The sequence below is a fragment of the Mycobacterium sp. genome, from assembly GCF_049683935.1.
Taxonomy (GTDB): Bacteria; Actinomycetota; Actinomycetes; order Mycobacteriales; family Mycobacteriaceae; genus Mycobacterium.
The window spans coordinates 1-21,215 of the sequence record NZ_JBAUJR010000282.1 but is presented as its reverse complement, the minus strand read 5'-3'; the positions used below and the strand labels follow the sequence as shown (position 1 = coordinate 21,215).

General features: G+C 66.0%; 23 protein-coding genes and 1 pseudogene. 11 read left to right on the top strand and 13 right to left on the bottom strand.

From position 1 onward, the window contains the following. Nucleotides 1–28 precede the first annotated feature (28 nt). The 4 genes from WA965_RS16485 to WA965_RS16470 all read right to left on the bottom strand — a co-directional run bounded on the left by WA965_RS16485 (nt 29) and on the right by WA965_RS16470 (nt 1,942). On the bottom strand, nt 29–202 hold the full coding sequence (locus WA965_RS16485) for a CsbD family protein (protein ID WP_178359479.1): 174 nt from the start codon (nt 200–202) through the stop codon (nt 29–31). Between the two features lie 77 nt (nt 203–279). Next, nucleotides 280–657 carry a CsbD family protein gene (locus WA965_RS16480; RefSeq protein ID WP_526301159.1) on the bottom strand — a complete coding sequence of 126 codons (378 nt, stop codon included), beginning with the start codon at nt 655–657 and terminating at the stop codon, nt 280–282. Nucleotides 658–837: 180 nt separating this feature from the next. After that, on the bottom strand, nt 838–1,419 hold the full coding sequence (locus WA965_RS16475; RefSeq protein ID WP_526301161.1) for a TetR family transcriptional regulator: 582 nt from the start codon (nt 1,417–1,419) through the stop codon (nt 838–840). Nucleotides 1,420–1,492: 73 nt separating this feature from the next. Then, the gene (locus WA965_RS16470; RefSeq protein ID WP_526301163.1) at nt 1,493–1,942 is read right to left on the bottom strand and encodes a nuclear transport factor 2 family protein; all 450 of its coding nucleotides are present in this window, start codon (nt 1,940–1,942) and stop codon (nt 1,493–1,495) included. A 121-nt stretch (nt 1,943–2,063) separates the two neighbouring features. On the opposite strand from WA965_RS16470, the gene WA965_RS16465 reads away from it, so the two are divergent. The 3 genes from WA965_RS16465 to WA965_RS16455 all read left to right on the top strand — a co-directional run bounded on the left by WA965_RS16465 (nt 2,064) and on the right by WA965_RS16455 (nt 4,745). Continuing rightward, on the top strand, nt 2,064–2,855 hold the full coding sequence (locus WA965_RS16465; RefSeq protein WP_526301165.1) for a TetR/AcrR family transcriptional regulator: 792 nt from the start codon (nt 2,064–2,066) through the stop codon (nt 2,853–2,855). 77 nt (nt 2,856–2,932) lie between these two features. Beyond that, complete coding sequence (locus WA965_RS16460; protein WP_526301167.1) at nt 2,933–4,051, top strand: L-talarate/galactarate dehydratase; 1,119 nt, start codon at nt 2,933–2,935, stop codon at nt 4,049–4,051. Between the two features lie 10 nt (nt 4,052–4,061). After that, entirely contained in the window at nt 4,062–4,745 is a 684-nt protein-coding gene (locus WA965_RS16455; protein ID WP_526447815.1) for a FadR/GntR family transcriptional regulator, read from the top strand. 3 nt (nt 4,746–4,748) lie between these two features. Here WA965_RS16455 and WA965_RS16450 read toward each other — a convergent pair whose 3' ends face one another. From WA965_RS16450 to WA965_RS16440, 3 genes are read right to left on the bottom strand one after another with little or no spacing between them, the layout of a single operon-like run. Next, on the bottom strand, nt 4,749–6,275 hold the full coding sequence (locus WA965_RS16450) for a tripartite tricarboxylate transporter permease (protein ID WP_526301171.1): 1,527 nt from the start codon (nt 6,273–6,275) through the stop codon (nt 4,749–4,751). Between the two features lie 15 nt (nt 6,276–6,290). Then, nucleotides 6,291–6,863, bottom strand: coding sequence for a tripartite tricarboxylate transporter TctB family protein (locus tag WA965_RS16445; RefSeq protein ID WP_526301173.1), 573 nt, complete (start codon nt 6,861–6,863; stop codon nt 6,291–6,293). Between the two features lie 3 nt (nt 6,864–6,866). Beyond that, nucleotides 6,867–7,895 (bottom strand): Bug family tripartite tricarboxylate transporter substrate binding protein, encoded by a 1,029-nt coding sequence (locus tag WA965_RS16440; RefSeq protein WP_526301175.1) that lies wholly within the window; start codon nt 7,893–7,895, stop codon nt 6,867–6,869. Between the two features lie 232 nt (nt 7,896–8,127). On the opposite strand from WA965_RS16440, the gene WA965_RS16435 reads away from it, so the two are divergent. Continuing rightward, the gene (locus WA965_RS16435) at nt 8,128–9,048 is read left to right on the top strand and encodes an AEC family transporter (protein WP_526301177.1); all 921 of its coding nucleotides are present in this window, start codon (nt 8,128–8,130) and stop codon (nt 9,046–9,048) included. A 9-nt stretch (nt 9,049–9,057) separates the two neighbouring features. Here the strand turns inward: WA965_RS16435 and WA965_RS16430 are convergent, their stop codons facing one another. After that, nucleotides 9,058–9,897 carry a mycofactocin-coupled SDR family oxidoreductase gene (locus WA965_RS16430; protein WP_526301179.1) on the bottom strand — a complete coding sequence of 280 codons (840 nt, stop codon included), beginning with the start codon at nt 9,895–9,897 and terminating at the stop codon, nt 9,058–9,060. A gap of 82 nt (nt 9,898–9,979) precedes the next feature. Then, nucleotides 9,980–10,594 carry a TetR/AcrR family transcriptional regulator gene (locus tag WA965_RS16425; protein WP_526301181.1) on the bottom strand — a complete coding sequence of 205 codons (615 nt, stop codon included), beginning with the start codon at nt 10,592–10,594 and terminating at the stop codon, nt 9,980–9,982. Nucleotides 10,595–10,710: 116 nt separating this feature from the next. Here WA965_RS16425 and WA965_RS16420 point away from each other — a divergent pair, with 116 nt between their 5' ends. Beyond that, nucleotides 10,711–11,994 carry a cytochrome P450 gene (locus tag WA965_RS16420; protein WP_526301183.1) on the top strand — a complete coding sequence of 428 codons (1,284 nt, stop codon included), beginning with the start codon at nt 10,711–10,713 and terminating at the stop codon, nt 11,992–11,994. A gap of 63 nt (nt 11,995–12,057) precedes the next feature. Further along, the gene (locus WA965_RS16415) at nt 12,058–13,077 is read left to right on the top strand and encodes an NAD-dependent epimerase/dehydratase family protein (RefSeq protein ID WP_526301185.1); all 1,020 of its coding nucleotides are present in this window, start codon (nt 12,058–12,060) and stop codon (nt 13,075–13,077) included. Between the two features lie 6 nt (nt 13,078–13,083). Here the strand turns inward: WA965_RS16415 and WA965_RS16410 are convergent, their stop codons facing one another. From WA965_RS16410 to WA965_RS16395, 4 genes are read right to left on the bottom strand one after another with little or no spacing between them, the layout of a single operon-like run. Further along, nucleotides 13,084–14,538 carry an aldehyde dehydrogenase family protein gene (locus WA965_RS16410; RefSeq protein ID WP_526301187.1) on the bottom strand — a complete coding sequence of 485 codons (1,455 nt, stop codon included), beginning with the start codon at nt 14,536–14,538 and terminating at the stop codon, nt 13,084–13,086. Next, entirely contained in the window at nt 14,535–15,347 is an 813-nt protein-coding gene (locus WA965_RS16405; RefSeq protein ID WP_526301189.1) for a carboxymuconolactone decarboxylase family protein, read from the bottom strand. The genes WA965_RS16410 and WA965_RS16405 overlap by 4 nt, the downstream gene beginning before the upstream one ends. A 23-nt stretch (nt 15,348–15,370) precedes the next feature. Then, nucleotides 15,371–16,174, bottom strand: coding sequence for a mycofactocin-coupled SDR family oxidoreductase (locus WA965_RS16400; protein WP_526301191.1), 804 nt, complete (start codon nt 16,172–16,174; stop codon nt 15,371–15,373). Then, nucleotides 16,171–17,001, bottom strand: a complete 831-nt coding sequence (locus tag WA965_RS16395; protein ID WP_526301193.1) for a mycofactocin-coupled SDR family oxidoreductase — start codon at nt 16,999–17,001, stop codon at nt 16,171–16,173. Before WA965_RS16395 ends, WA965_RS16400 begins: the two co-directional genes overlap by 4 nt. Nucleotides 17,002–17,093: 92 nt before the next feature. Here WA965_RS16395 and WA965_RS16390 point away from each other — a divergent pair, with 92 nt between their 5' ends. The 5 genes and pseudogenes from WA965_RS16390 to WA965_RS16370 all read left to right on the top strand — a co-directional run. Next, nucleotides 17,094–17,711: a TetR/AcrR family transcriptional regulator gene (locus tag WA965_RS16390; RefSeq protein ID WP_526301195.1), complete on the top strand. Its 618-nt coding sequence runs from the start codon at nt 17,094–17,096 to the stop codon at nt 17,709–17,711. A 34-nt stretch (nt 17,712–17,745) separates the two neighbouring features. Then, on the top strand, nt 17,746–18,459 hold the full coding sequence (locus WA965_RS16385; RefSeq protein ID WP_526301197.1) for a cutinase family protein: 714 nt from the start codon (nt 17,746–17,748) through the stop codon (nt 18,457–18,459). 55 nt (nt 18,460–18,514) lie between these two features. After that, the gene (locus WA965_RS16380) at nt 18,515–20,023 is read left to right on the top strand and encodes a flavin-containing monooxygenase (RefSeq protein ID WP_526301199.1); all 1,509 of its coding nucleotides are present in this window, start codon (nt 18,515–18,517) and stop codon (nt 20,021–20,023) included. A 65-nt stretch (nt 20,024–20,088) separates the two neighbouring features. After that, the gene (locus tag WA965_RS16375; protein WP_526301201.1) at nt 20,089–20,970 is read left to right on the top strand and encodes an ArgP/LysG family DNA-binding transcriptional regulator; all 882 of its coding nucleotides are present in this window, start codon (nt 20,089–20,091) and stop codon (nt 20,968–20,970) included. 13 nt (nt 20,971–20,983) lie between these two features. Then, nucleotides 20,984–21,215 (top strand): annotated as a pseudogene (locus WA965_RS16370) (precorrin-6A synthase (deacetylating)); the annotation flags it as partial.

The window sequence follows — 21,215 nt, the reverse complement described above, 5'->3', positions numbered from 1 at the left end:
ACCCGGGTAGCGCGGCCCACGGTCATGATCAGCTGGAGAACTTGTCCTTGATGTTCTCTCCGACCTTCTTGACGCCGGCGGTGCCCTCGTCCTTCTTGCCCTCGGCCTTGAGGTCGTCATTGCCGGTCACATCACCGACGACCTGCTTGACCTGGCCGATCGCGTCCTCGGCAGCGTTCTTGGCCTTGTCGACGATTCCCATTGTTCTTCCCTTCCTTGTGTGGACCGGTGACCCGAGCGGGTTCCGGTAGTGAGCACGGGAGGTGACCTCCCGACGGATCAGGACTTGAGAGCCTGGCGCAGTCCCGCGGTGGCGGCGTGCGCCACGACACGACGACGCTTACCGCGCCGCTTGGTGCTGCGTCGGGCCACCAGCACGACCCCGACGGCGACAACCGCGGCCACCACACCGATCAGCACCCGGTTGTCGTCGAGGTGCACGTCCTGTGCGGCCTGCTTGACCTCGTCGACCTTTGCTTCGGCCGCCTCGGCTGCGGACTCGACCTTGTCTTTGACGACCTCGGCCTTCTGCTCCACCTGCGCCTTGGCCTCATCAACGGCACCCTCGGCGCGCAGGTCGTTGTTGTCGGTGAGATCGCCGGCGGCCTGCTTGGCCTGACCGGCCAGTTCGTCGACCTTGTTCGAGAAATCGGACACAGTGACAGTCCTCCTTGACTTGTCCCCGCCCCGAGCGGAGGGGCGGTATCGGTTCATCAGGTTGCTGTTCATGTAGTCGGCGGCGATCGCCGGAACCGAATGCCGACGAACAGTGATGTGCGCCACGGTGTTCACGGCGCGACGCGTTCCCCCGCTGACTCGCAGGAGTCTGGTGCGCAGCTACAGCGGCAGGCCGGCGTCCAGAAAATCCAGACCCTCGTACAGGGTCTCCGGGGCCATCGGCGTGCCGTGAAGGGCAGCCATCATGACGCCTGTCATCGCCCCCGCGGCGATGCGCAGCTGAGGGTCGTCGGCGGATCGCTTCAGCCGCTCGGCCAGAGCGTCGGTGATCAACTCGATGGTGTGGATGTACTCGTTGTACAGGGCCGCGGCCGCCTCCGGGAGCGTGTACAGCAGCTGCTGGCGCGCCATCTCTTCACCCCACTCGGCGCCGGCCATCCCGCTGAAGACCTGCTCGAGGGCGTGGCGGTAGGCCGGGATCGGCCGCAGTTCCGGCGGTGCGGCGAGGAAGAACTCGATGATCGGATCCATCAGGTGATCAGGGATCAGCAGTGCCGCTTTGTTGGGGAAGTACCGGAAGAACGTGCGCGGGGAGACGTCGGCGAGCTCGGCGATCTGTTCGATGGTGGTGTTCGGGTAGCCCTGCTTCTGGAAGAGTTCGAAAGCCGCGAGACGCACCGCTTCACGGGTCCGACGCTTCTTGCGTTCCCGGAGGCCCAGGTCGTCGTCGGCGGCCGTCATACCGGGCATTGTCCCGCATCGGGGGTCGCTCCACGCAGGTTACCGATGTGTCGTCACGGCGTCGTTTCCTTCCTCAAGCAACCGAATACGGATCGTCGGCCGACCCAGCCGATCCGTAGTCACCCCAGCCGCCCTGCACCATCGTCTGGAACTTCCAGGCGCCGTCTGACTTCACCAATAGATCGCCGTAGCGCACATGCTGCGCGAAGTCCGCGCCCGCGATCGTGGCGTCGGTGATCACGAACACCAGGTTCTTGTTGAGGAAGTGCGGTGTGCGGATCGACTCCATCGTGAAATCGCCACTGCCACTGAGCTGTTCGGACATCTGTTTGACGAAGTGGTCCCGGTCGCATGGGTCGGCCCGGCCGTCGGTGACCTCGTTGAGCGGGAACATCGCCTGATCCGCCATTCCCTCGACGTCCTTGGCGACCGCCATCGCGTCATACCGCCCGAACCAGGCGAGCACCCCTTCGACGTCTGCTGCTGTGGGGGTGAATCCACCCTGCTCTGGCATCACAACCATGATCACTCCTCGTGTCGCTGCTGCTGTACTCCGTACACTGTACATAGTACAGAGATCAGGCGATGTGACACGGTGGGCTGGGATGTGAGGAGCGTCGACGACAGAGAGGCAGCGCGCGGTTATGGGCGAACGCACCCCCAAGCGGGGCGCCGGCGGCGCGCAAACCAGCGCGGGCGACCCGGCGCGGACGCTCTCACTGCTGTGGCGGCAACCCGGCGACGGTCAGGCGTCCCGAGGGCCCAGGCAGCGCACCACCGTGGACGCAGTGGTCGCCGCCGCCATAGAGGTCGCCGACAGTGAGGGCCTGAGTGCGCTGACCATTCGGTCGGTCGCCGCCGGGCTGGGTATCACCCCGATGGCCACCTACACCTACGTCGCAGGCAAGGCCGAACTGCTCGATCTGATGCTCGACACCGTGTACCAGCAGATGCCGCGGGCAACTCTGTCCGGAATGCCCTGGAGGGAGAAGGTTTCGGTGATCGCCGAGGAGAACCGCGGGATGTTCGAACGCCATCCCTGGGTGGCGTCAGTGGCCACCACCCGGCCACCGCTGGGTCCGGGCATGATGGCCAAGTACGAGCACGAACTGCTCGCCTTCGACGGTGTCGGCCTCTCCGATGTCGAGATGGACGCCGCCCTGACCTATGTCCTGGGCTTTGTCACCTCTGTAGCCCGAATCGCCATCGACACCGATCGCGCGTCTGCGGACAGCGGCGTGAGCGACCGCGACTGGTGGGAGCGCGCAGCGCCACTGCTGGCCGACGTCCTGGACGCCGACCGGTTCCCTCTGGCCACGCGGGTGGGGGCGGCGGCCGGTGAGAGACACGGCAGTGCCTACAGCGCCGCCCACGCCTACGAGTTCGGCCTGGCGCGGGTACTGGACGGACTCGCTGCGCTCATCGACGGGCGCTGACAACAGGTCTTCCCGCAGGGCCGGACAACTTGTATGATGAGTTGAAACACACATCATACAAGTTGCGAGGTAGAGCCATGTCCGACCGAATCCGACACCTGACGCTGTCGCACGTGGTGTTGCCTCTGGACCATCCGGTGAGCGACGCCAAGGTGCTCACCGGTCGCCAGAAGCCGCTGACCGAAACGGTGATGCTGTTCGTCGAGGTACTCACCGAAGACGGTTTCCGGGGAACCGGTTTCAGCTACTCCAAACGTGCCGGCGGACGCGCTCAGTACACACACCTCTGTGAGGTCGTCGAAACCGTTCTCAGTCAGGACCCGTCCGACATCGACAAGATCTACCAGTCCCTTCTCTGGGCCGGCGCTTCCGTCGGCCGCTCCGGGACGGCCACCCAGGCGATCGCGGCACTCGACGTGGCGCTGTGGGATCTCAAGGCCCGACGCGCGGGGCTGCCTCTGGCGAAACTGCTGGGCTCTCATCGTGATTCGTGCAGGGTGTACAACACCTCGGGGGGTTTCCTACAGGCCTCGGTCGAGGAGATCAAAGAGAAAGCCACCGCGTCCGTCGAATCGGGCATCGGCGGCATCAAAATCAAGGTGGGTCAACCAGATTGGCGGACGGACCTGGAGCGGGTGGCCGCGCTGAGGGAGCATCTCGGCGACACCCCGCTCATGGTTGATGCCAACCAGCAGTGGGATCGCGCGCGTGCTCGACGGATGTGCCGCGAGCTCGAACAATACGATCTGATCTGGATCGAGGAGCCCCTCGACGCGTGGGATGCCGTCGGCCACGCCGATCTCAGCCACACGTTCGACACCCCGATCGCGACGGGGGAGATGCTCACGTCGGTCGCCGAGCACATGGCGCTCGTCGATGCGGGCTACCGGGGCATCGTGCAACCCGACGCACCGCGCATCGGAGGCATCACGCCGTTCCTGCGCTTCGCCACCCTGGCCGCGCACGCCGGCCTGGCGCTGGCGCCGCACTACGCGATGGAGATCCATCTGCACCTCGCGGCGGTGTACCCGACCGAACCGTGGGTCGAGCACTTCGAATGGCTGAATCCGTTGTTCAACGAACGCATCGAGATTCGCGACGGACGGATCTGGCTGTCCGATCGTCCCGGGCTCGGCTTCACACTGAGCGACCGGATGCGGGACCTCACGGTGGCCAGTGCCGAGTTCGGTACATGATGATGTGACTGTGGAGACGTCACTGGCGCAGCGGGTGGTCGCGGGACTGAAGGACAAGATCTTCGCCGGCGACCTTCCGCCGGGGCACAAGTTGCCCTCGGAAGCGGAGCTCATCAACGAGTTCGGGGTGTCCCGCACGGTGGTGCGCGAGGCGGTCACCCGGTTGCGCGCCGAGGGCCTGCTGGAGACATTCCAGGGCCGAGGATCGTTCGTCCTGGCCGTCCCGGCACCGTCGTCGTTCACCGTCGAGTCGTCGGCGTTGCGGACACACCGCGACGTGCTCGACATGATCGATTTCCGGCTGGGCGTGGAGAGCGAGACTGCCGCGTTGGCAGCGGCCCGCATCAACCCGGCGGGACAGAAGACGATCACGGCGGCCCTCGATGCGTTCGTCGCTGCCGCACCCGCAGATGCGGTCGAGGCCGACTACCTCTTCCACCGCGCCGTTGCGGCTGTCAGCGGCAACCGGTTCTGTCTGGAGCTTCTCGACTCGCTGGGCCCGATGATGATCATGCTGCCGCGCACCCGATTGAGCGACGAGTACTCGATGACCGACGCGGGCCACGTGGCCCGGGTCCAGCGCGAGCACGACGACATCGCGGCCGCGATCCTGGCCGGCGACCCGGACACCGCCAGGGCCGCGATGCGCGTGCACCTGGGCAACACCCGCAGGCGCCTCGACGCCGGACGGTGAGGGTCAGACACCCACGCTGTCTGTGGCGTCGGTGTTCTGGCTGCGCTTCGCGCGACTGGACTTCACGATGTGCCGGATCATGGGTATCGCCACCAACAGCACGAAGATCGCCAGGATGGTGCCCGAAATCGGCCGGGTAACAAAGCCACTCGGGTCACCCCCGAAGATCAGCATCGAACGACGGGTACTCGACTCGATGATCGATCCCAGGACGAACGCCAACACCATCGGGCCGGGGTCGAATCCCGCCTTCTTCATCAGATAGCCGATGACTCCGAAAACCACCATCAGGAAGATGTCGAACGTCGAGTTGTTGATCGTGTAGACGCCGAGGATCGTGATGAGCGCAGTGATCGGCGCCAGGATCGCCGGGCGGACCCGCAGGATGCGGACGAACAATCCGACCAGCGGGATGGACAGGATCAACAGCATGATGTTGCCGATGTACATCGAGTTGATGACGCCCCAGAACACGTCGGGACGTTCGTCGACCAGTTGCGGACCCGGTGACACACCGAGGATCAGCAACGCCCCGAACAACATCGCCATCGACGCGTTGGCGGGCAACCCGATGGTGAGCAGCGGGATGAACGACGACGTGGCTGCCGCGTTGTTCGCGGTCTCCGGTGCGGCGACACCCTCGATGGCGCCGCGGCCGAACCGCTCCGGGGTCTTCGACCGGCGCTTCTCGGTGGCATAGGCGACGATCGACGACAGCACCGCGCCGCCGCCGGGCAGCACGCCCAGCACGAAGCCGATCACCGAACCGCGACCGATGGCACCCGAGGACTGTTTGAGTTCCTTGCGGGACGGCCAGACATTGCCCACCTTCGCCGGTGCCTGGACCTTGCGGTGGCGCTGCTCGAGGTTGTAGAGAATCTCGCCGACACCGAAGAGTCCCATCGCCACGACGACGAAGTCGATGCCGTCGGCAAGTTGCAGACTGTCGAACGTGAACCGTGATGCGCCACTGAAACTGTCCCGGCCGACGGTGGCGAGCAGCAGGCCGACCGTGCCGGCGATCAGCGCCTTCAGCTTGTTGCCGCTGCCGATGGTGGCGACGAGCAACACACCGAGCAACGCGAGCGCGGCATACTCCGGTGGCCCGAACTCGAGCGCGACACTGGCCACCACCGGCGCCAGCAGCGTCAGTCCGATGATCGAGATCGTCGCTCCGACAAAGGATCCGATAGCTGCGATGCCGAGCGCGGTCCCTGCTTTTCCCTGTTTGGCGAGCGCGAACCCGTCGAACACGGTGACCACCGACGACGCCTCACCCGGCAGCCGGAGCAGTACCGAGGTGATGGTGCCGCCGTACTGGGCGCCGTAGTAGATCCCGGCGAGCATGATGATCGCCGAGACCGGGTCGATGGTGTAGGTGATCGGCAGCAGGATCGCGATGGTGGCCGCGGGGCCGAGGCCTGGCAGGACGCCGATGACCATGCCGACGAGTACGCCGACGAGGCAGTACAGCAGGTTGTGCGGCTCGATGACGAGCGCAAACCCGTCGAGAAACGCGTTCAGGTCCATGTTTTCGAGCCGTTCTCAGAAGGAGATCAAGTGGGGCAAGGGGATTCGAAGCCCGTAGAGGAACAGAAGGTAGAACGCCGTCACGGTCAACACGCTGACCATGGCGGTGCTGCGCCAGGTTTCGCCCCCGAGGAATCGCAGCCAGATGACGCTCAGCGCCAGCGCGGGAATCTCGAAACCGGTCACCGGCATCAACAGCCCGAACGCGACGAAGGTGATGATGCCGACCACCGGCAGCACGCTGCTGCGGGTGAACGCTTCGCTGTCGTCGAGGCCGCGTCCCGCCACCAGCAGTACTGCAGACAGCGAGGCGACGACGACGCCGACGATGAACGGCCACATACCCGGGCCCGGCTCCCGCAGCGACCCGATGCCGTAGCCCCAGGCGAGCGCTGCTCCGGTCACCCCGATCGTGATGCCGACCAAGGCGCCCACGATCTGATAGACGGGACCACCCGACGGCGGGCGGTCCTCCTCCATCTCGTGGGCGACCTCGGCCTCGAGTTCGGCGAGGATGTCGCGGGTGTGCAGGTGTGAGCCGGGATCGTCGACCGCACCCTGCTTTTCGGACTTCTCGACCTCGTTCACGGGTCAGGCTTCGTTGCGCAGGTTGATCCCGTACTGCTCGACCAGGTCCGCGTAGCGTTGCTGATCCTCCTGGAGCTGGGCGACCACCTCGTCGCCGGACAGTTCCATGGGGGTCAAGCTGTTCTGCTTGTTGAATTCCTTGTACCCGTCGGTGGCGAAGGTGGTCTCCATGCCCTCGATGAGGCGGTCCTTCACCTCCTGCGGGGTGCCCTTGGGAACCGTCATGAACCGGTACTGGGTCACCTCGACGTCCAGACCCTGCTCCTTGGCGGTCGGCACATCGGGCAGGTACTCGATACGGTCCGGGCCGAACACCGCCAGCGGCGTCAGCTTGCCGGACTGGATGTTCTCGATGGCCTCGCCGACCTGGATGCTGGCGACGTCGACCTGGTTGCCGAGCACCGCCGCCAGGGCGGGGGCGCCACCGTCGAAGGGCACGTCCTGGGCGTTGACGTTGCTGGTCTTGAACAACAACGCGGCCGAGAGTTGCGCGCCGGTGCCGACGCCTGTGGTCCCGTACCGGACGACCTGAGTGGCGTTCTTGATGTCGTCGAGGGTGCGGTAGCCGCTCGCCGGATTGGTGACCAGGACGTAGTCGTCGCGAGAAACCCCCTTGACGACCTCGAAGTCGTCGATGGTGGTGACCTCGTCGGGGGCGACCGCCATGGGGGTGATGGTGAACAGTGAGGCGTTCTGGATCGCGATCGTGGATCCGTCGGGTTCGGCGCCGGCGACCTCTGCCGCTGCCAGCGCGCCGTTGGCACCCTCCCGGTTGATCACCGGGAAGGATGCGCCGAGGCTGTCGGACAAACCTTTCGAGACCGCGCGGCTGATCAGGTCGCTGGACCCGCCGGCGGAGGCGCCGACGTACATCTCGACCGTGCCCGACGGGTACTCGCCGCCATCGGAGCTGCCGCCGGTCGAATTCTGGACGCCGCCGCAGCCGGTCAGAACCAGTCCGGCGGCCGCCGTCGCCGCGATACCGGCGCGAAGACCGGGTCGGTGTAGAACGGAGGTGGATATGAGGGCCATGGGAGTCACTCCTCTGTGATCTGGAAGCTGACGACCGAGCGGTGTGGTCGACATCACTCATACGTTAGAAACCCTCGGCGATACCTGTCCAACCCCGATTTAACATCGACTAATACCCTTATTGAATCCTGCGACATAGAGCGCCGGTATCCGCCGAAAACAGCCGATGACCGCGCCTGAACAGCGGACCTGGTGGGCAATGGGGCCGCTCCGACGGTGAAGGATTGCCCCTGTGCTGGAAGTCCTCGAGGCGTTCGCCGTCATCTCCGTGGTCGTCGGCGTGGGCGCCATCGTCGGGCGTACCGGCGTGCTCGGCGACAACGCCCGGACGGTCCTCAACCGGGTGGCTTTCCACATCGGGGTACCGGCGCTGCTGCTGCTGAATCTGTCGCAGGCCACGCTGCCGCAGATCTTCTCGTTGTCACTGTTGGTGTCGGCACTGGCCGCGGCGCTCGCGATGGGTCTGGGCCTTATCGTCTTCATCGCGGTTCGGCGTCGGGAACGCGGCGAGGCCGTCATCGCGGCGTGGACCGCGTCCTATGTGAACGCCGGAAACCTGGGCATCCCGTTGAGCGCGTACGTCTTCGGTAGCACCACCGAGATCTCGGCGCTCATCCTGTTCCAATCTGCGGTGATGGCACCGATCGGCATCGCCATTCTGAACTCGGCCGACACGCCGCGGCCCTCGCCGGCGCGGCAGCTCCTCGCGCTGGTCAAGAACCCGATCATCGCCGCGAGCGTGCTCGGTCTTGTCCTCGCCGCCGCCGGGCTGAACATCGAGGGCCCGGTCGCGGATCCGCTGGAACTGCTCGCCGATCTCGCCATCCCCACCGTGCTGCTGGCCTTCGGCATCTCGTTGACCGCCGGCATCGGCGACGCGCCACCGACGAATCGTCTCGACCTCACCATCGCCGTCGTCGTCAAGACGGTGTTGATGCCGGCCACGGCGTTCGCGCTCGCGCGGTGGGGCTTCGGAGCTACCCCGGAGCAGCAGTTGCTGGTCACGGTGCTCGCCGCACTGCCCTCGGCGCAGAACATCAACGCCTACGCGGCCGTGTACCGACGCAATGAAAGCCTGGCCCGCGACGCCACGCTGATCTCGACCGCGGTATCGGTTCCGATCATCGTCGCGATCGTGGGCATCCTCAGGTAGAGCCTTCGGCTATTTCAGCATGCTGCCGGCGTCGACGGTGACGGGAAGGCCTGTGACGTAGCGAGATTCGTCCGACGCCAGGAACAGCACAGCGTTGCTGATGTCGACGGGTTCGACCCACCCGACCGGCAGCACGTGCATGAACTGCGCGGCCACGGCGAGATCGTCCGGCCCGGGATTCTCCAGATCCGGACGGAACAGGCGCATCGTGCCGTCGTTCATGAACATCGGCGTGTTCACGTTGGTCGGGCAGACGGCATTCACCCGAATGGAGTGCTGACCCAGTTCGACTGCGAAGGTGCGCATCAAACCGATGACGCCGTGCTTGGCCGCGATGTAGTGACCGGTGTGTGGGTAGGGCTTCAACCCGCCCACCGAGCTGGTGAGGATGATCGAACCCCCGCGTTCACCCGAAAGAATATGTGGGATGGCGGCTTTGACCGACTTCCACACACCGCTGAGGTTGACGTCGATCATGTCATCCCAGTTCTCCTCGCTGGTCTTGTCGAGGGTTTGGCCACCATTGCCGATGCCTGCGTTCGCGACCACGATGTCCAACCGGCCGAGTTGCTCGACACCGCTGTCCACGGCCGACTTGAGGGCCGCGTAGTCACGGACGTCGACCTCGGCGGTGACGACGCGCCGGTTCAATCCCTTGACCAGGTCGGCGGTATGGGCCAGGTCGTCGGGAGTCGACGGCGCGATCTGGGTGTCGCGGCTGACCGGCCCGCACACGTCGACGGCGATGATGTCGGCACCCTCTTCGGCCAGGCGCACCGCGTGGCTGCGTCCCTGGCCTCTGGCCGCACCGGTGATGAAAGCGACTTTTCCTGCGACCCGACCGGCCATGTTCCACCTCGATTGTCGAGCCCCCGGCGGGAGTCAGCCGGCGGCACTTGATGATTTTATCGATCGATCAGGAACGTTGGCACTAGTCGACGCTACTGTCAACCCTCTTCGGGTCCGGGCGATCGGTGAGTCGGCGGAGTTGGTGCTTCATGTATGCACGTAGCTCGTCATGTCCGAGGGTGACACCGACCGCGCTTTCGTTGCAGAGGCTTCGTGCCGTCTGCGCGATGAGCATGGACAGGGCCATCGGCGGACACTCGTCGAGATCGACGCCCTTGGCGCGCAGCGCCACCGTCACCGCCGCGGTCTCGATGTCGCGCACCCGCTCGGCATAGGACTTGAGTTCGGCCCGAATCACCTTGCGATGATTGGCCAGCGCCATGAACTCGGTGTTTAGCCCTGTCCATCGCAGATCGCTGTTCATCGACCACAACGCATCCACTGGGTCGTCCTCGGTGAGTGCGGTACGCATGCGTTCGAGCGCGATTTCCGCGCCCGATCGCAGCACCTCGACGAACAGGTCGTCCATGGTGGGGAAGTAGTAGTAGACAAGCGCCTGCTTGACGCCGGCCTCGGTGGCGATGCGCCGGGATGTCGCTGCGGCGTAACCCTCGTCGCGCATGACCTTGGCGGTGGCCTCGATCAGGCGTTGTCGCGCACCGGGTTCGGCGGATCTGGGCTTGCCGGGAGTCGCCATTCAGCCGAGTCCCTGATGAATGCTTGACCGCAGTTCGCGCCCTGTGATAGGCATGGCGCAGTGTATCAGTTTGATCGATCGATCAGTTTTTGGGGACCGTACTCATGGAGGCTGCAATGACCGATCTCGCGGCGGTGAACTTCTTCGCCGATGAAAGCGTGAGCCAGGACCCCTACGAATACTGGGACTACCTGCGGGAGCAGGGCCCGGTGACTCGGGAGCCACACTTCGGAGTCGTCGCCGTCACGGGCTACCAGGAAGTGATGGCGGCCTTCAAGGACCACGACCACTTCTCGGCCGTCAACGCCATCGGTGGCCCATTCCCGCCGCTGCCTTTCGCTCCGGAGGGCGACGACATCACCGAGCAGATCGAAGCCCACCGCCACGAGTTCCCGATCCACGAACACATGGTCGTCATGGATCCACCCGCCCATGAACGGGCGCGGTCACTCCTGAGCAGGCTGCTGACACCACGTCGCCTCAAGGAGAACGAGGACTTCATGTGGCAACTCGTCGACAGCCAGATCGATCAGTTCATCAACAACGGCAGATGCGAGTTCCTGTCCGAGTACGCAAAACCCTTTGCCACCACCGCCATCATCGACCTGCTGGGGGTCCCCGAGGCGGACCGCCCCGAGTTCCTCGCGGCGCTCGGGGCCGAACGTCCGTCGGGCAACGTCGTCGGCGCGCTCGACGGTGCGCCGGTGGGGCGCGACCCGTTGCGGTACCTGGACGAAAAATTTGCCGGTTATCTCGCCGAGCGGCGACGGGACCCGCGTGACGACGTGCTGTCGGGAATGGCGACGGCGACGTACCCCGACGGTTCCACACCCGAGTTGCTCGAGGTGGTCAAGCCGGCGACGTTCCTGTTCGCCGCCGGTCAGGAGACCGTCACGAAGCTGCTCAGCGCAGCGGTCCAGGTGCTTGCCGACCGTCCCGAATACCAGGAGGCACTGCGGCAGAACCCGGACGGCATTCCGGTGTTCATCGAGGAGGCGCTGCGGATGCACTCTCCGACGAAGGTGGACTTCCGGTTGGTCCGCAAGTCCACCACACTCGGTGGCGCGCACCTGAAGGCGGGCACCATCGTGATGCTCTGCCTCGGCGCCGCCAACCGCGATCCGCGAAAGTTCGACGATCCCCATGACTTCCGACCGGAACGGAAGAACGTCCGCGAACACATCGCCTTCGGCCGGGGCATCCATACCTGCGCCGGTGCGCCGCTGGCCCGTGTGGAAGGACAGATCACCGTCCGCCGGCTACTCGACCGCATGCGCGACATCACGGTCGACGAAGCGGTCCACGGCCCCCTGGGCGCCCGGCGATACACCTACGACCCGACGTTCCTGCTGCGCGGTCTGACCGAACTCCGAATGGAGTTCACCGCGGCCGACCGGTGAGGTCAGGGCGCTCGTCGAACTGTCGGTGTTACCGTATCCACTTCGGCTAGCATGGGGCCCGATATGGACACTGACAGCGACCACGTGGATGTGACCGGCCAGCGAGCCCTGGTGATGGGTGCCAGCGGCAATGTGGGGGCGTGCGTGACCCGGCACCTCGCGGCCGGTGGTGCCGACGTACGCGTCCTTCTGCGAAAGACCAGCTCCACGTTGGGAATCGACGGAACAGACGTCGAGAAGTACTACGGGGACCTCTCCGACGCCACTCAGGTTGCTGCGGCCATGTCGGACCGCGACGTCGTCTACTACTGTGTCGTCGACACCCGAGCAGAACTGCGGGACCCGGCGCCGCTGTTCGAGACCAACGTCAACAGCCTTCGCAAGGTTCTCGATGTGGCGGTGAACGCGAATCTGCGCAAGTTCGTCTTCCTGAGCACGATCGGCACGATCGCGGTCGGCATGAACGGTGAGTCCGTGGATGAGGACACCCCGTTCAATTGGGCCGATCAAGCCGGCAGCTACATCGAATCCAGACGTGCGGCAGAGGAACTGGTGTTGTCCTATGTGGCCGAACGGGGGCTGCCCGCTGTCGTGGCCAATGTGTCGAACCCCTACGGCCCGCCCGATTGGCAACCGCGGCAGGGGATGTTCGTCCAGCTCGCCGCGCAGGGGAAACTGCCGTTCTACGTCCGCGGGGTCGCCTCCGAGGTCGTGGGGATCGACGATGCCGCCGACGCGATGCTGCGTGCGGCCGAGCGCGGTCGGGTCGGCCAGCGTTACATCATCTCCGAGCAGTACATGACCCACCGTGAACTGGTGACGGTCGCCGCAGACGCCGTCGGAGCGCGACCGCCACGCTTCGGCATCCCGATGGGTGTGGTCCACGGCTTCGGTTATGTGGCAGAAGGTCTCGCAGCGCTGATACGACGAGATATCCCGATCAGCAGGCAGAGTGCCCGGTTGCTGGCGCTGACGTCACCGGCCAGCCACGCCAAGGCGACCCGCGAACTCGGCTGGCACCCCGAACCGACCCAGCGTTTCATCCGGCGCGCTGCCGAGAACTACGTCAGCAGAACCGGATAAAACCCCTCAGCCCAGGCCGATGCGGATGTTCTTGATCTGCAGGAATTCGTGCAGTCCGTCGATTCCGCCGGTGCGGCCGAAGCCACTCTGCTTGTAGCCGCCGTAGGGACCCTGGGGGGAGATGTCGCTGAACGTGTTCACCCACACCGATCCGGATTCGAGCCTGCGTGCGACAGTATGGGCGCGATTGAGATCGCGGGTGTGGACAAACGCGTTCAACCCGTAGGCCGTGTTGTTGGCGATACGCACCGCCTCGTCGTCATCACTGAACCTGATGACCGAGACGACGGGTGCGAAGGTCTCGGTCTGCGCCAACTCCGAGTGGCTGTCGACGTCGCCGAAAACCGTCGGCTCGAGGTAGTAACCGTGCGCGAGGTCGCCGCCGATGCGCCGTCCTCCGGTGAGCAACTCGCCCGAGCGATCGGCGACCGCGGTGTCGACGACACCGAGGATCCGGTCCACGGCCGCCTCGCTGATGACCGGACCGAACGTCACCGCGGGATCGAGTGGGTCGCCGACCGAGGCGGCGCCGACGACAGCGAGGAACTTGCCGACGAAGTCGTCGTACACCGACTCGTGCACCAGGATCCGGCTCGCGCAGGCACAACTCTGACCGGACTGCATGAGTGGACCCTGGTGTGCGCCGAGCACCGCCGCGGTGTCGAGATCGGCATCGGCGAACACGATGTTGGCTGACTTGCCACCGAGTTCGGCGACCACCGGGGTGAGGTTGGCGGCTGCCGCCTCAAGCACCTTGCGCGCGGTGCCGCCGCCGCCGGTGAAGTGGATCTTGCGGATCCCCGGGTACCGGACCAGTGCGTCGCCGCCCTCGGCGGCCGCCGGCACGACGTTGACCAGACCGGGCGGCAGCCCCGCCTGCAGGCACAGCTCACCGAATCGCAGTGCCGCCAGGGGAGCCAACTCAGAGGGTTTGAACACCACGGCGTTGCCCGCCGCCAGCGCCGGTGCCACACAGGACCCGGCGACCGCCAACGCGCCGTTCCACGGCGCGATGATCCCCACCACGCCGAAGGGCTCCCGTTCGACGAGGTTGATGTCGAACGACCCGTTCGTCGGTGTACTCGAGCCGAGTGGCTTGTCGACGTAGCCGGCGAAATGGCGCAGGAACCGTTCCAGCAGCAGAGCGGTACCGGCGTACGACACCGGCACCGCATAGTCGTGCACGTTGAGAGTGGCGAGTTCGGCGAGGTTCTCGCCGATCACGTCGGCGAGGTCGATCAGCTTGTCGCGACGACGGTCGACGGTCAGCGCCACCCAGTCGCGCTGCGCGTCCTGCGCCGCCTTGACCGCACGGTCGATCTCGTCGGCGCCTGCCAAGGCAACCGTGGCGTTGGGCCGGCCCGTCGCCGGGTAGATGTGCTCGTGGGTCCGACCCGACGTCGTGGTGATCCGCTCGTCGCCGACGAGCAGTCCGACGGTGTCGCCGAGTGTGGCGATCACGAGGCGGCCTCGGCGTCAGCGGCCCATTCCTCGGTGACGCGCTGCTTCTGCTCACCGATCACCTGGTTGAGATGCGACGCTTTGGGCCACCCGTAGTACGCCGCGAAATGTAATGCCAACTCGTCCATTTCATCGAAGGAGATGTCCCGGCTCTTGAGCGCGGCGTAGACATGGCTCAGGATCGGGTACGGCGCGTCCTGGAAGGCCACGCACGCCACAGTGACCAGGCGCCGCTCCTTCATCCCGAGGCCCGGCCGCAGCCACATCTCGCCGAAGACGAAGTTGAGGATGCCCGCCCCCTGGTACGGGTTGTCCCGCAGCGGCGCATAGGGCAGGCAGTTGACGTCCTTGAAGGCCTGCTCGCCGACGGCAAGTCGTTCCTCGGGATCACTCGGAGTTCCCAGCGGCAGAAGCGATTCCGGGGGCGGCACCGGCAGTCCCCGCTCTCGCTGGATGCGCTCCCATTGCTCGTCGACGACCATGTTGAACCGGGACGCCTTCGGCCATCCGGCGTACACCGCAAAATGCAGCACGGTCTCCCGCATTTCGACGATCGACAGGTCGCCACTGTTGAGTGCCCCGTAGACATGGTCGCGCAACGGTGTCTCGGCGTCGGCGTCGGCGACACATGCCAGCGTGACGAAGCGACGCTCCCGGCGGGTCAGGCCCGGCCGTGGCCACACCTCGGCGAAGACGAACTCGAGGAGGCCGGCCGTGGCGGGGGTGTGATCGTCAGGAGCGGGAAAGGTCATCACGTCGGCGAAGACGTTCTCGCCCCGTTCGAGACGGTCGTTGCGGTTGGTGGTCATATCATTCCTTCGGGGCATGGGGCTCACCGCAGGGTGACGCCGGCATCCACTTTGAATTCCAGCCCGGTGACATACCGGGACTCGTCGGAGGCCAGGAAGAGCACGGCATTGCTGATGTCGATCGCCTCGGCCATCACGATCGGCAGCGCGTTCATGAAGAGTGGGGCCAGGTCGGGTCTGCCCTCTGCCAGCAGGCTGTGCAGCGAATCGGGACTCATGCCTGTCTCGACACCGGTGGGATGCACCGTGTTGACCCGGATGTTCACGGCGGCAAGCTCGTTGGCCAACGACCGGCTCAGTCCGACGACGCCGTGTTTGGACGCGGTGTAGGGCAGGTGCAACGGGGTGCCCTTCAGCCCGGCGGCCGAGCTGATGTTGATCAGGCTGCCGCCGCGGTCCTGCATGTGGGGAAGCGCTGCGGCGCAGGTGTTCCACGTGCCGATCAGGTTGACGTCGACGACGGTGCGCCACTGCTCAGAGGTCGTGGTGTCCCAGGTGCCCGCGGTGAGCACGCCGGCGTTGGCGACCGAGGCGTCGAGGCCGCCCAACTGCGCCACCCCGTCGTCGACCGCAGCCGACAGTGCTGCCCCGTCGCGCACGTCCACGATGTGGACGACCGCCCGCCGGCCCTGCGCTTCGACCAGGCGTGCCGTCTCGTCCAGATCCTCGGACGTGGCCAGGGGATACTCGATCTCCGGCAGCGACTCGCAGATGTCGACCAGGATGAGGTCGGCACCTTCCTCGGCCAGCCGCACGGCATGGCTGCGCCCCATACCGCGCGCGGCGCCGGTGACCAGCACCCGCTTGCCCGCGACGCGGCCGCTCATAGTTTGTTGCAGAAGCCGGCGTCGACCGGGAAGGTGACCCCGGTGACGTACTTGGCGGCGTCGGAGACGAGGTAGGCGATCGCCGCGCTGATGTCCTCGGGCTCGAGCATCCCGACCGGCATCGGGTTCTGCAGGTGTGGCCCACCGTCGGGATAGTTCTCGAGGAAGGCGGCCATCGCCGGGTTGTTGGCCATCATGGTGTTCACCGCGGTCGGATGCACGGTGTTGACCCGGATGCTGTACGGCGCAAGGGCATTGGAAAGCGTGCGCATCAGCCCGACGATGCCGTGTTTCGAGGCGGCGTAGCCGAGCCCGCCACCTTGCATGCCGCCGAAACCCCTCAGTCCGGCGGTGGAACTCGTGAACACGATCGACCCGCCACGTTCTCCGGCGATCATGTGCGGGACGGCTGCCCTGGCGGTGTGAAAGGAGCCGACCAGGTTGACATCGATCACGTCGGTCCACATGGCGAGCTCTTCATCGATGGTCAACTCGCGGAAAGCCATCGACGCGATGCCCGCGTTGGCGCACACGATGTCGAGACGCCCGAAGTGCTCGACTCCGGCGGTCAGGGCTGCGTCCAGCGCGTGGAAGTCTCGAACGTCGGCGACCGAGGCCAGCATCTTGGCGCCCTGGGCCTCGACCAGTGCGACGGTCTCGTCGAGTTCGTCGGTGGAGGCCATCGGGTAGCCGTTGGATGCGATGTCGGCACAGATGTCGACGCCGATGATGTCGGCGCCTTCGGCGGCCAACCTGATCGCGTGGCTGCGTCCCTGGCCGCGCGCGACTCCGGTGATGAAGGCGACTCTGCCGTCTAACGATTTCACTGTTTCTTCCTCGCCTCGGATAACCGTGTTACTGCGGGTACAGTAACCGGGTTATCCAGTGGTGGCAAGAGTGAGGCGAGGTGGTCGGTCCGATGCAGCAGGTCTCCGGTGGGGACGCCAGGATCCTGGGGATCGTCGTGGAGATCCTGGAGACCGATGGCTACGACGCCGTGCAGCTCCGCGAGGTGGCGCGGCGCGCCCGCACGTCGCTGACCACCATCTACAAGCGGTATCCCACTCGTGACGAACTGATCCTGGCCGCGCTGGAAGCGTGGATGGAGGAGAACCGCTACGCCGGGATCACCCCGCACCCTCGCGAGGTGGGGGAGTCGCTCTACACCGCCCACATGCGGGTGTTGCGTGCACTGTTCGAACCGTGGGAGCAGCACCCGGCGATGCTGGCCGCCTTCTTCCGCGCCAGGTCCGCACCCGGTGGTCAGCGGCTTCTACGGCGCGGCCTGGACGTCGTCGTCCCGACAGTCCTGGAACTTCTTGTCGGAGTGGACGACGACTTCGTCGCCGACCTCGACCGGATCATCGCCAGCCTGGTGTACGGACTGCTCGGCAGATTCGCGGCCGGGGAGATCGACATCACCGAGATCCTGCCGACGCTCGACCGCACCGTGTACTGGCTCACCACCGGATACGAAGCGACCCGCGTGGGGCGCCAAGGAATTTCTTCGGGTGGTTCCGGGGTTCCTGAGCATTGATGCCGCCGGCAGAGATGACCAAGGGAGACCCACGATGTCCGATCGCCACTCTGTTCGACGAGCACTGGTCCTGGCGGGGGCGGGCGGCGTTGCTGCTGCCGGCCTGATAGGCCCGGGCGCGGCCGAAGCCTACGCAGCCGAATCCTGTTCCGACGTGGAAGTGGTGTTCGCCCGCGGTACAGCAGAACCCGCAGGTCTGGGCCGCGTCGGCCAGGCATTCGTCGACGAGCTGCGCAATGACCTCGGCGGTCGCGATCTCGGCGTGTACGCGGTCAACTACCCGGCGTCCTACGACTTCCTGCAGTCCGCGCCCCAGGGCGCCGACGACGCCAGCGCGCACGTCCAGGCCACCGTCGCCTCCTGCCCCGACACGAGCATCGTCCTCGGCGGATTCTCGCAGGGCGCCGCGGTCATCGACCTCATCGCCGCAGATCCCAACGCGACGTTCGGGTTCGGTCGTCCGATGCCGGCGAATGTCGCCGGACATGTGGACGCGGTAGCGGTCTTCGGAAATCCGTCGGGCAAGATCGGTCGCCCGCTGACGGCGATCAGCCCGCTGTACGGCGCGAAGACCGTCGACCTCTGCAACGGTGCCGACCCGGTGTGCTCGGACGGCGACGATCGACCGTCGCACAGTCTGTACGTCGAATCCGGATTGGCAACGCAGGCAGCAGATTTTGTGTCGGGGAAGCTCGCGGGTGCCGGCACCTCCGATGTGATGACGAACGCCTCGGGCACGGTGAACTGACGGCACGTGCGCGGTTCCTCCACGATGTAAGACGCCAACGTGCGACAGTGCCGAGGTGAGGCGCAGTGTGGCGGTGGTGGGTGCCGGACCGGGCGGTCTGGTCACCGCGCGCTGGCTCATCGCTCAGGGATTCGAGCCGACGATCTTCGAGCAGGCGGCGACTCTCGGCGGGCAGTGGACAGGCCTGCCCGGTTCGAGTGGCGTCTGGCCCACCATGCATACCAACACCAGCCGGATCCTCACCGCGTTCAGCGATCTCACCCACGAGGGTGAGCAGTCGTTTCTCGCCGGCGCCGATATCCTCGACTATCTCCGCCGCTATGCCGGGGTCTTTGATCTGGACCGACGGATCCGGTTGTCTGCCAGAGTCACTCGCGTGCGACGAGAGTCCGACAGCCCATCGGCGCGCTGGGTCGTCGAGTGTGGCGCGATCGCCGAGAACTTCGACCGCGTCGTCATTGCCAGCGGTCGATTCCAGAAACCGACCATCCCCGCAGTGACCGGCCTGGACAGTTTCTCCGGCTCTGAAGCGGCGATCTCCACGTATGACTACCGCGGGGCGGAGCCCTACCGCGGCAAGCGGGTCCTCGTGGCGGGTTGCGCTGTGAGCTCGTTGGAGATAGCCGCGGAACTGGCTCAGGGGGGTGCGTCCCGCGTCGTGGTGACGCAGCGACGACAGCGCTACGTACTGCCCAAGTTCGCGGCCGGAGTGCCGTCCGACCATCGCATCTTCACCAGGTACGGCGCCCTGGCCGACGAGAGTCTGCCCGCTGCCGAAGTCGACCGACAGCTGCGGGAGATAGTCGTGGAGGCCGGTGGCAGTCCGGAGCAGTACGGAGCGCCGCAGCCGAACCCATCGCTGTCTGCCGCCGGTGTGACGTTGAGCCAGCAGTACTTACCGCTGGTCGCCGAGGGGCGGATCACCATCCGCCCGTGGTTGACCGCGGTGTCCGGCCGGGACGTGTTTTTTGGTGACGCTGGAAGCGAGACCTTCGACGGCGTTCTCTTCGGCACCGGCTTCCAACTCGACCTTCCGTACCTGAGTGAGGCGATCACACGAACCGTCGACCTCGACGCGGTTCATCTGGACGCCGACCGATACACCTTCCACCCCGATCTTCCCGGGCTGGCGTTCGTCGGAATGTGGGACCAGTCGGGCGGCTACTTCGTGCCGCTGGAACTGCAGGCCCGATGGATCGCGTACACATGGGGCGGCGTCATCGCACCCCCGGACCCAGCCCGGCAACAGTCCGCGGTGGCAGCGTATCGAGCGCGCCGTGGACTGCCGCAGAAAACCCGGATGAATCTTGCCGCCATCACCTTCGCCCGCGCTGCGGGATGTGAGCCGCAGGTGAGCAACTGGCCGGATCTCAGTCGCGCGATGATGTTCGGTCCGTTGGCGCCCAGCTGCTTTCGGCTCGAGGGGCCCGACGCGCTTCCCGACGCCGCGAAGGCGTTTGCCCGCGAAGCCGCCGCCTTCGGGGCGATCCGCTCCAACGAGCTCACCGAGCGTGAACAGAGGTACTGGGATCTGATACGGGATCAGCCGTCGTCGGCTTCATGACGACGTGCAACCTGTCAGGGCGATAACGTGACTCGGCAAGACACCTTCGAAGGACGTGACGATCCATGACCGATCGGCAGCCCACCGGTCTCGACGCCGGTCAACTGGCGGCTTTGTCGGCGGCGGTCGAGTTCGGCAGTTTCGAGTCCGCCGCCGAGCATCTCCATGTCACCCCCTCGGCGGTCAGCCAGCGCATCAAGGCGCTCGAGCAACGGGTCGGCCAGGTACTTGTCCTGAGGGAAAAGCCCTGTGTGGCAACAGTTGCAGGAACACCGCTGCTCAGGCTGGCCGCTCAGACGGCGCTGTTGCAGGCCGAGGCGCTCGCCGAGATGAGCGGCGGCTCCACCGACCGGACCCGAATTGCTCTGGCCATCAACGCCGATTCGATGGCCACGTGGTTCACCGGGGTCCTGTCGAAGCTGCCCGAGGTGTTGTTCGACATCCGTATCGAGGATCAGGACCACTCCACCCGGCTACTGCGTGAGGGTGTGGTGATGGGTGCGGTGACCACCGAACGCAGCCCGGTCAGCGGGTGCCGGGTCGAAGCACTCGGGGTGATGCGCTACCTGCCGGTCGCGACCCCGGAGTTCGTGACGCGATTCCTGCCCGACGGACTGACGGCCGATGCCGCGGCGACGGCGCCGTCGCTGGCCTGGAACCGCGACGATGCTCTGCAGGATCAACTGGTACACAAAGTGCTCCGCAGGAGCGTCCGGCGGCCGGTCCACTACATCCCCACCGCGGAGGGCTTCGGCGCGGCGGTGCGCGCCGGGCTGGGTTGGGGCATGTACCCGGAGCAGCTCATCGACGGGACATTCGTCCCGATCACCGGCCAGCATCTCGACGTCCCGCTGTACTGGCAGTGCTGGAAGCTGGACAGTTCGACGGTCGCACAGGTCACCGCTGCGGTTCGAGCGGCCGCGACGGGACTGCTCCGCAGTCGGTGACAGAATCGCTGACATGCCCGCGCAGGTGAAGGTCCGCATCCTCGGCGTCGGCATGGGTCCGCAACACGTCACCCCCGAGGTCGCCGAAGCGCTGCGGGCCGCGGACTACGTGCTGGCCGCCGAGAAAACCGACGACGACCCGCTGCTCGCCCTGCGACGCGAGATCGTCCGCGCGCACCCGGGTCCGGACGGGCCGATCGAGGTGGTCGCCGTCCGTGACCCTGAGCGCGACCGCTCCCCGGGAC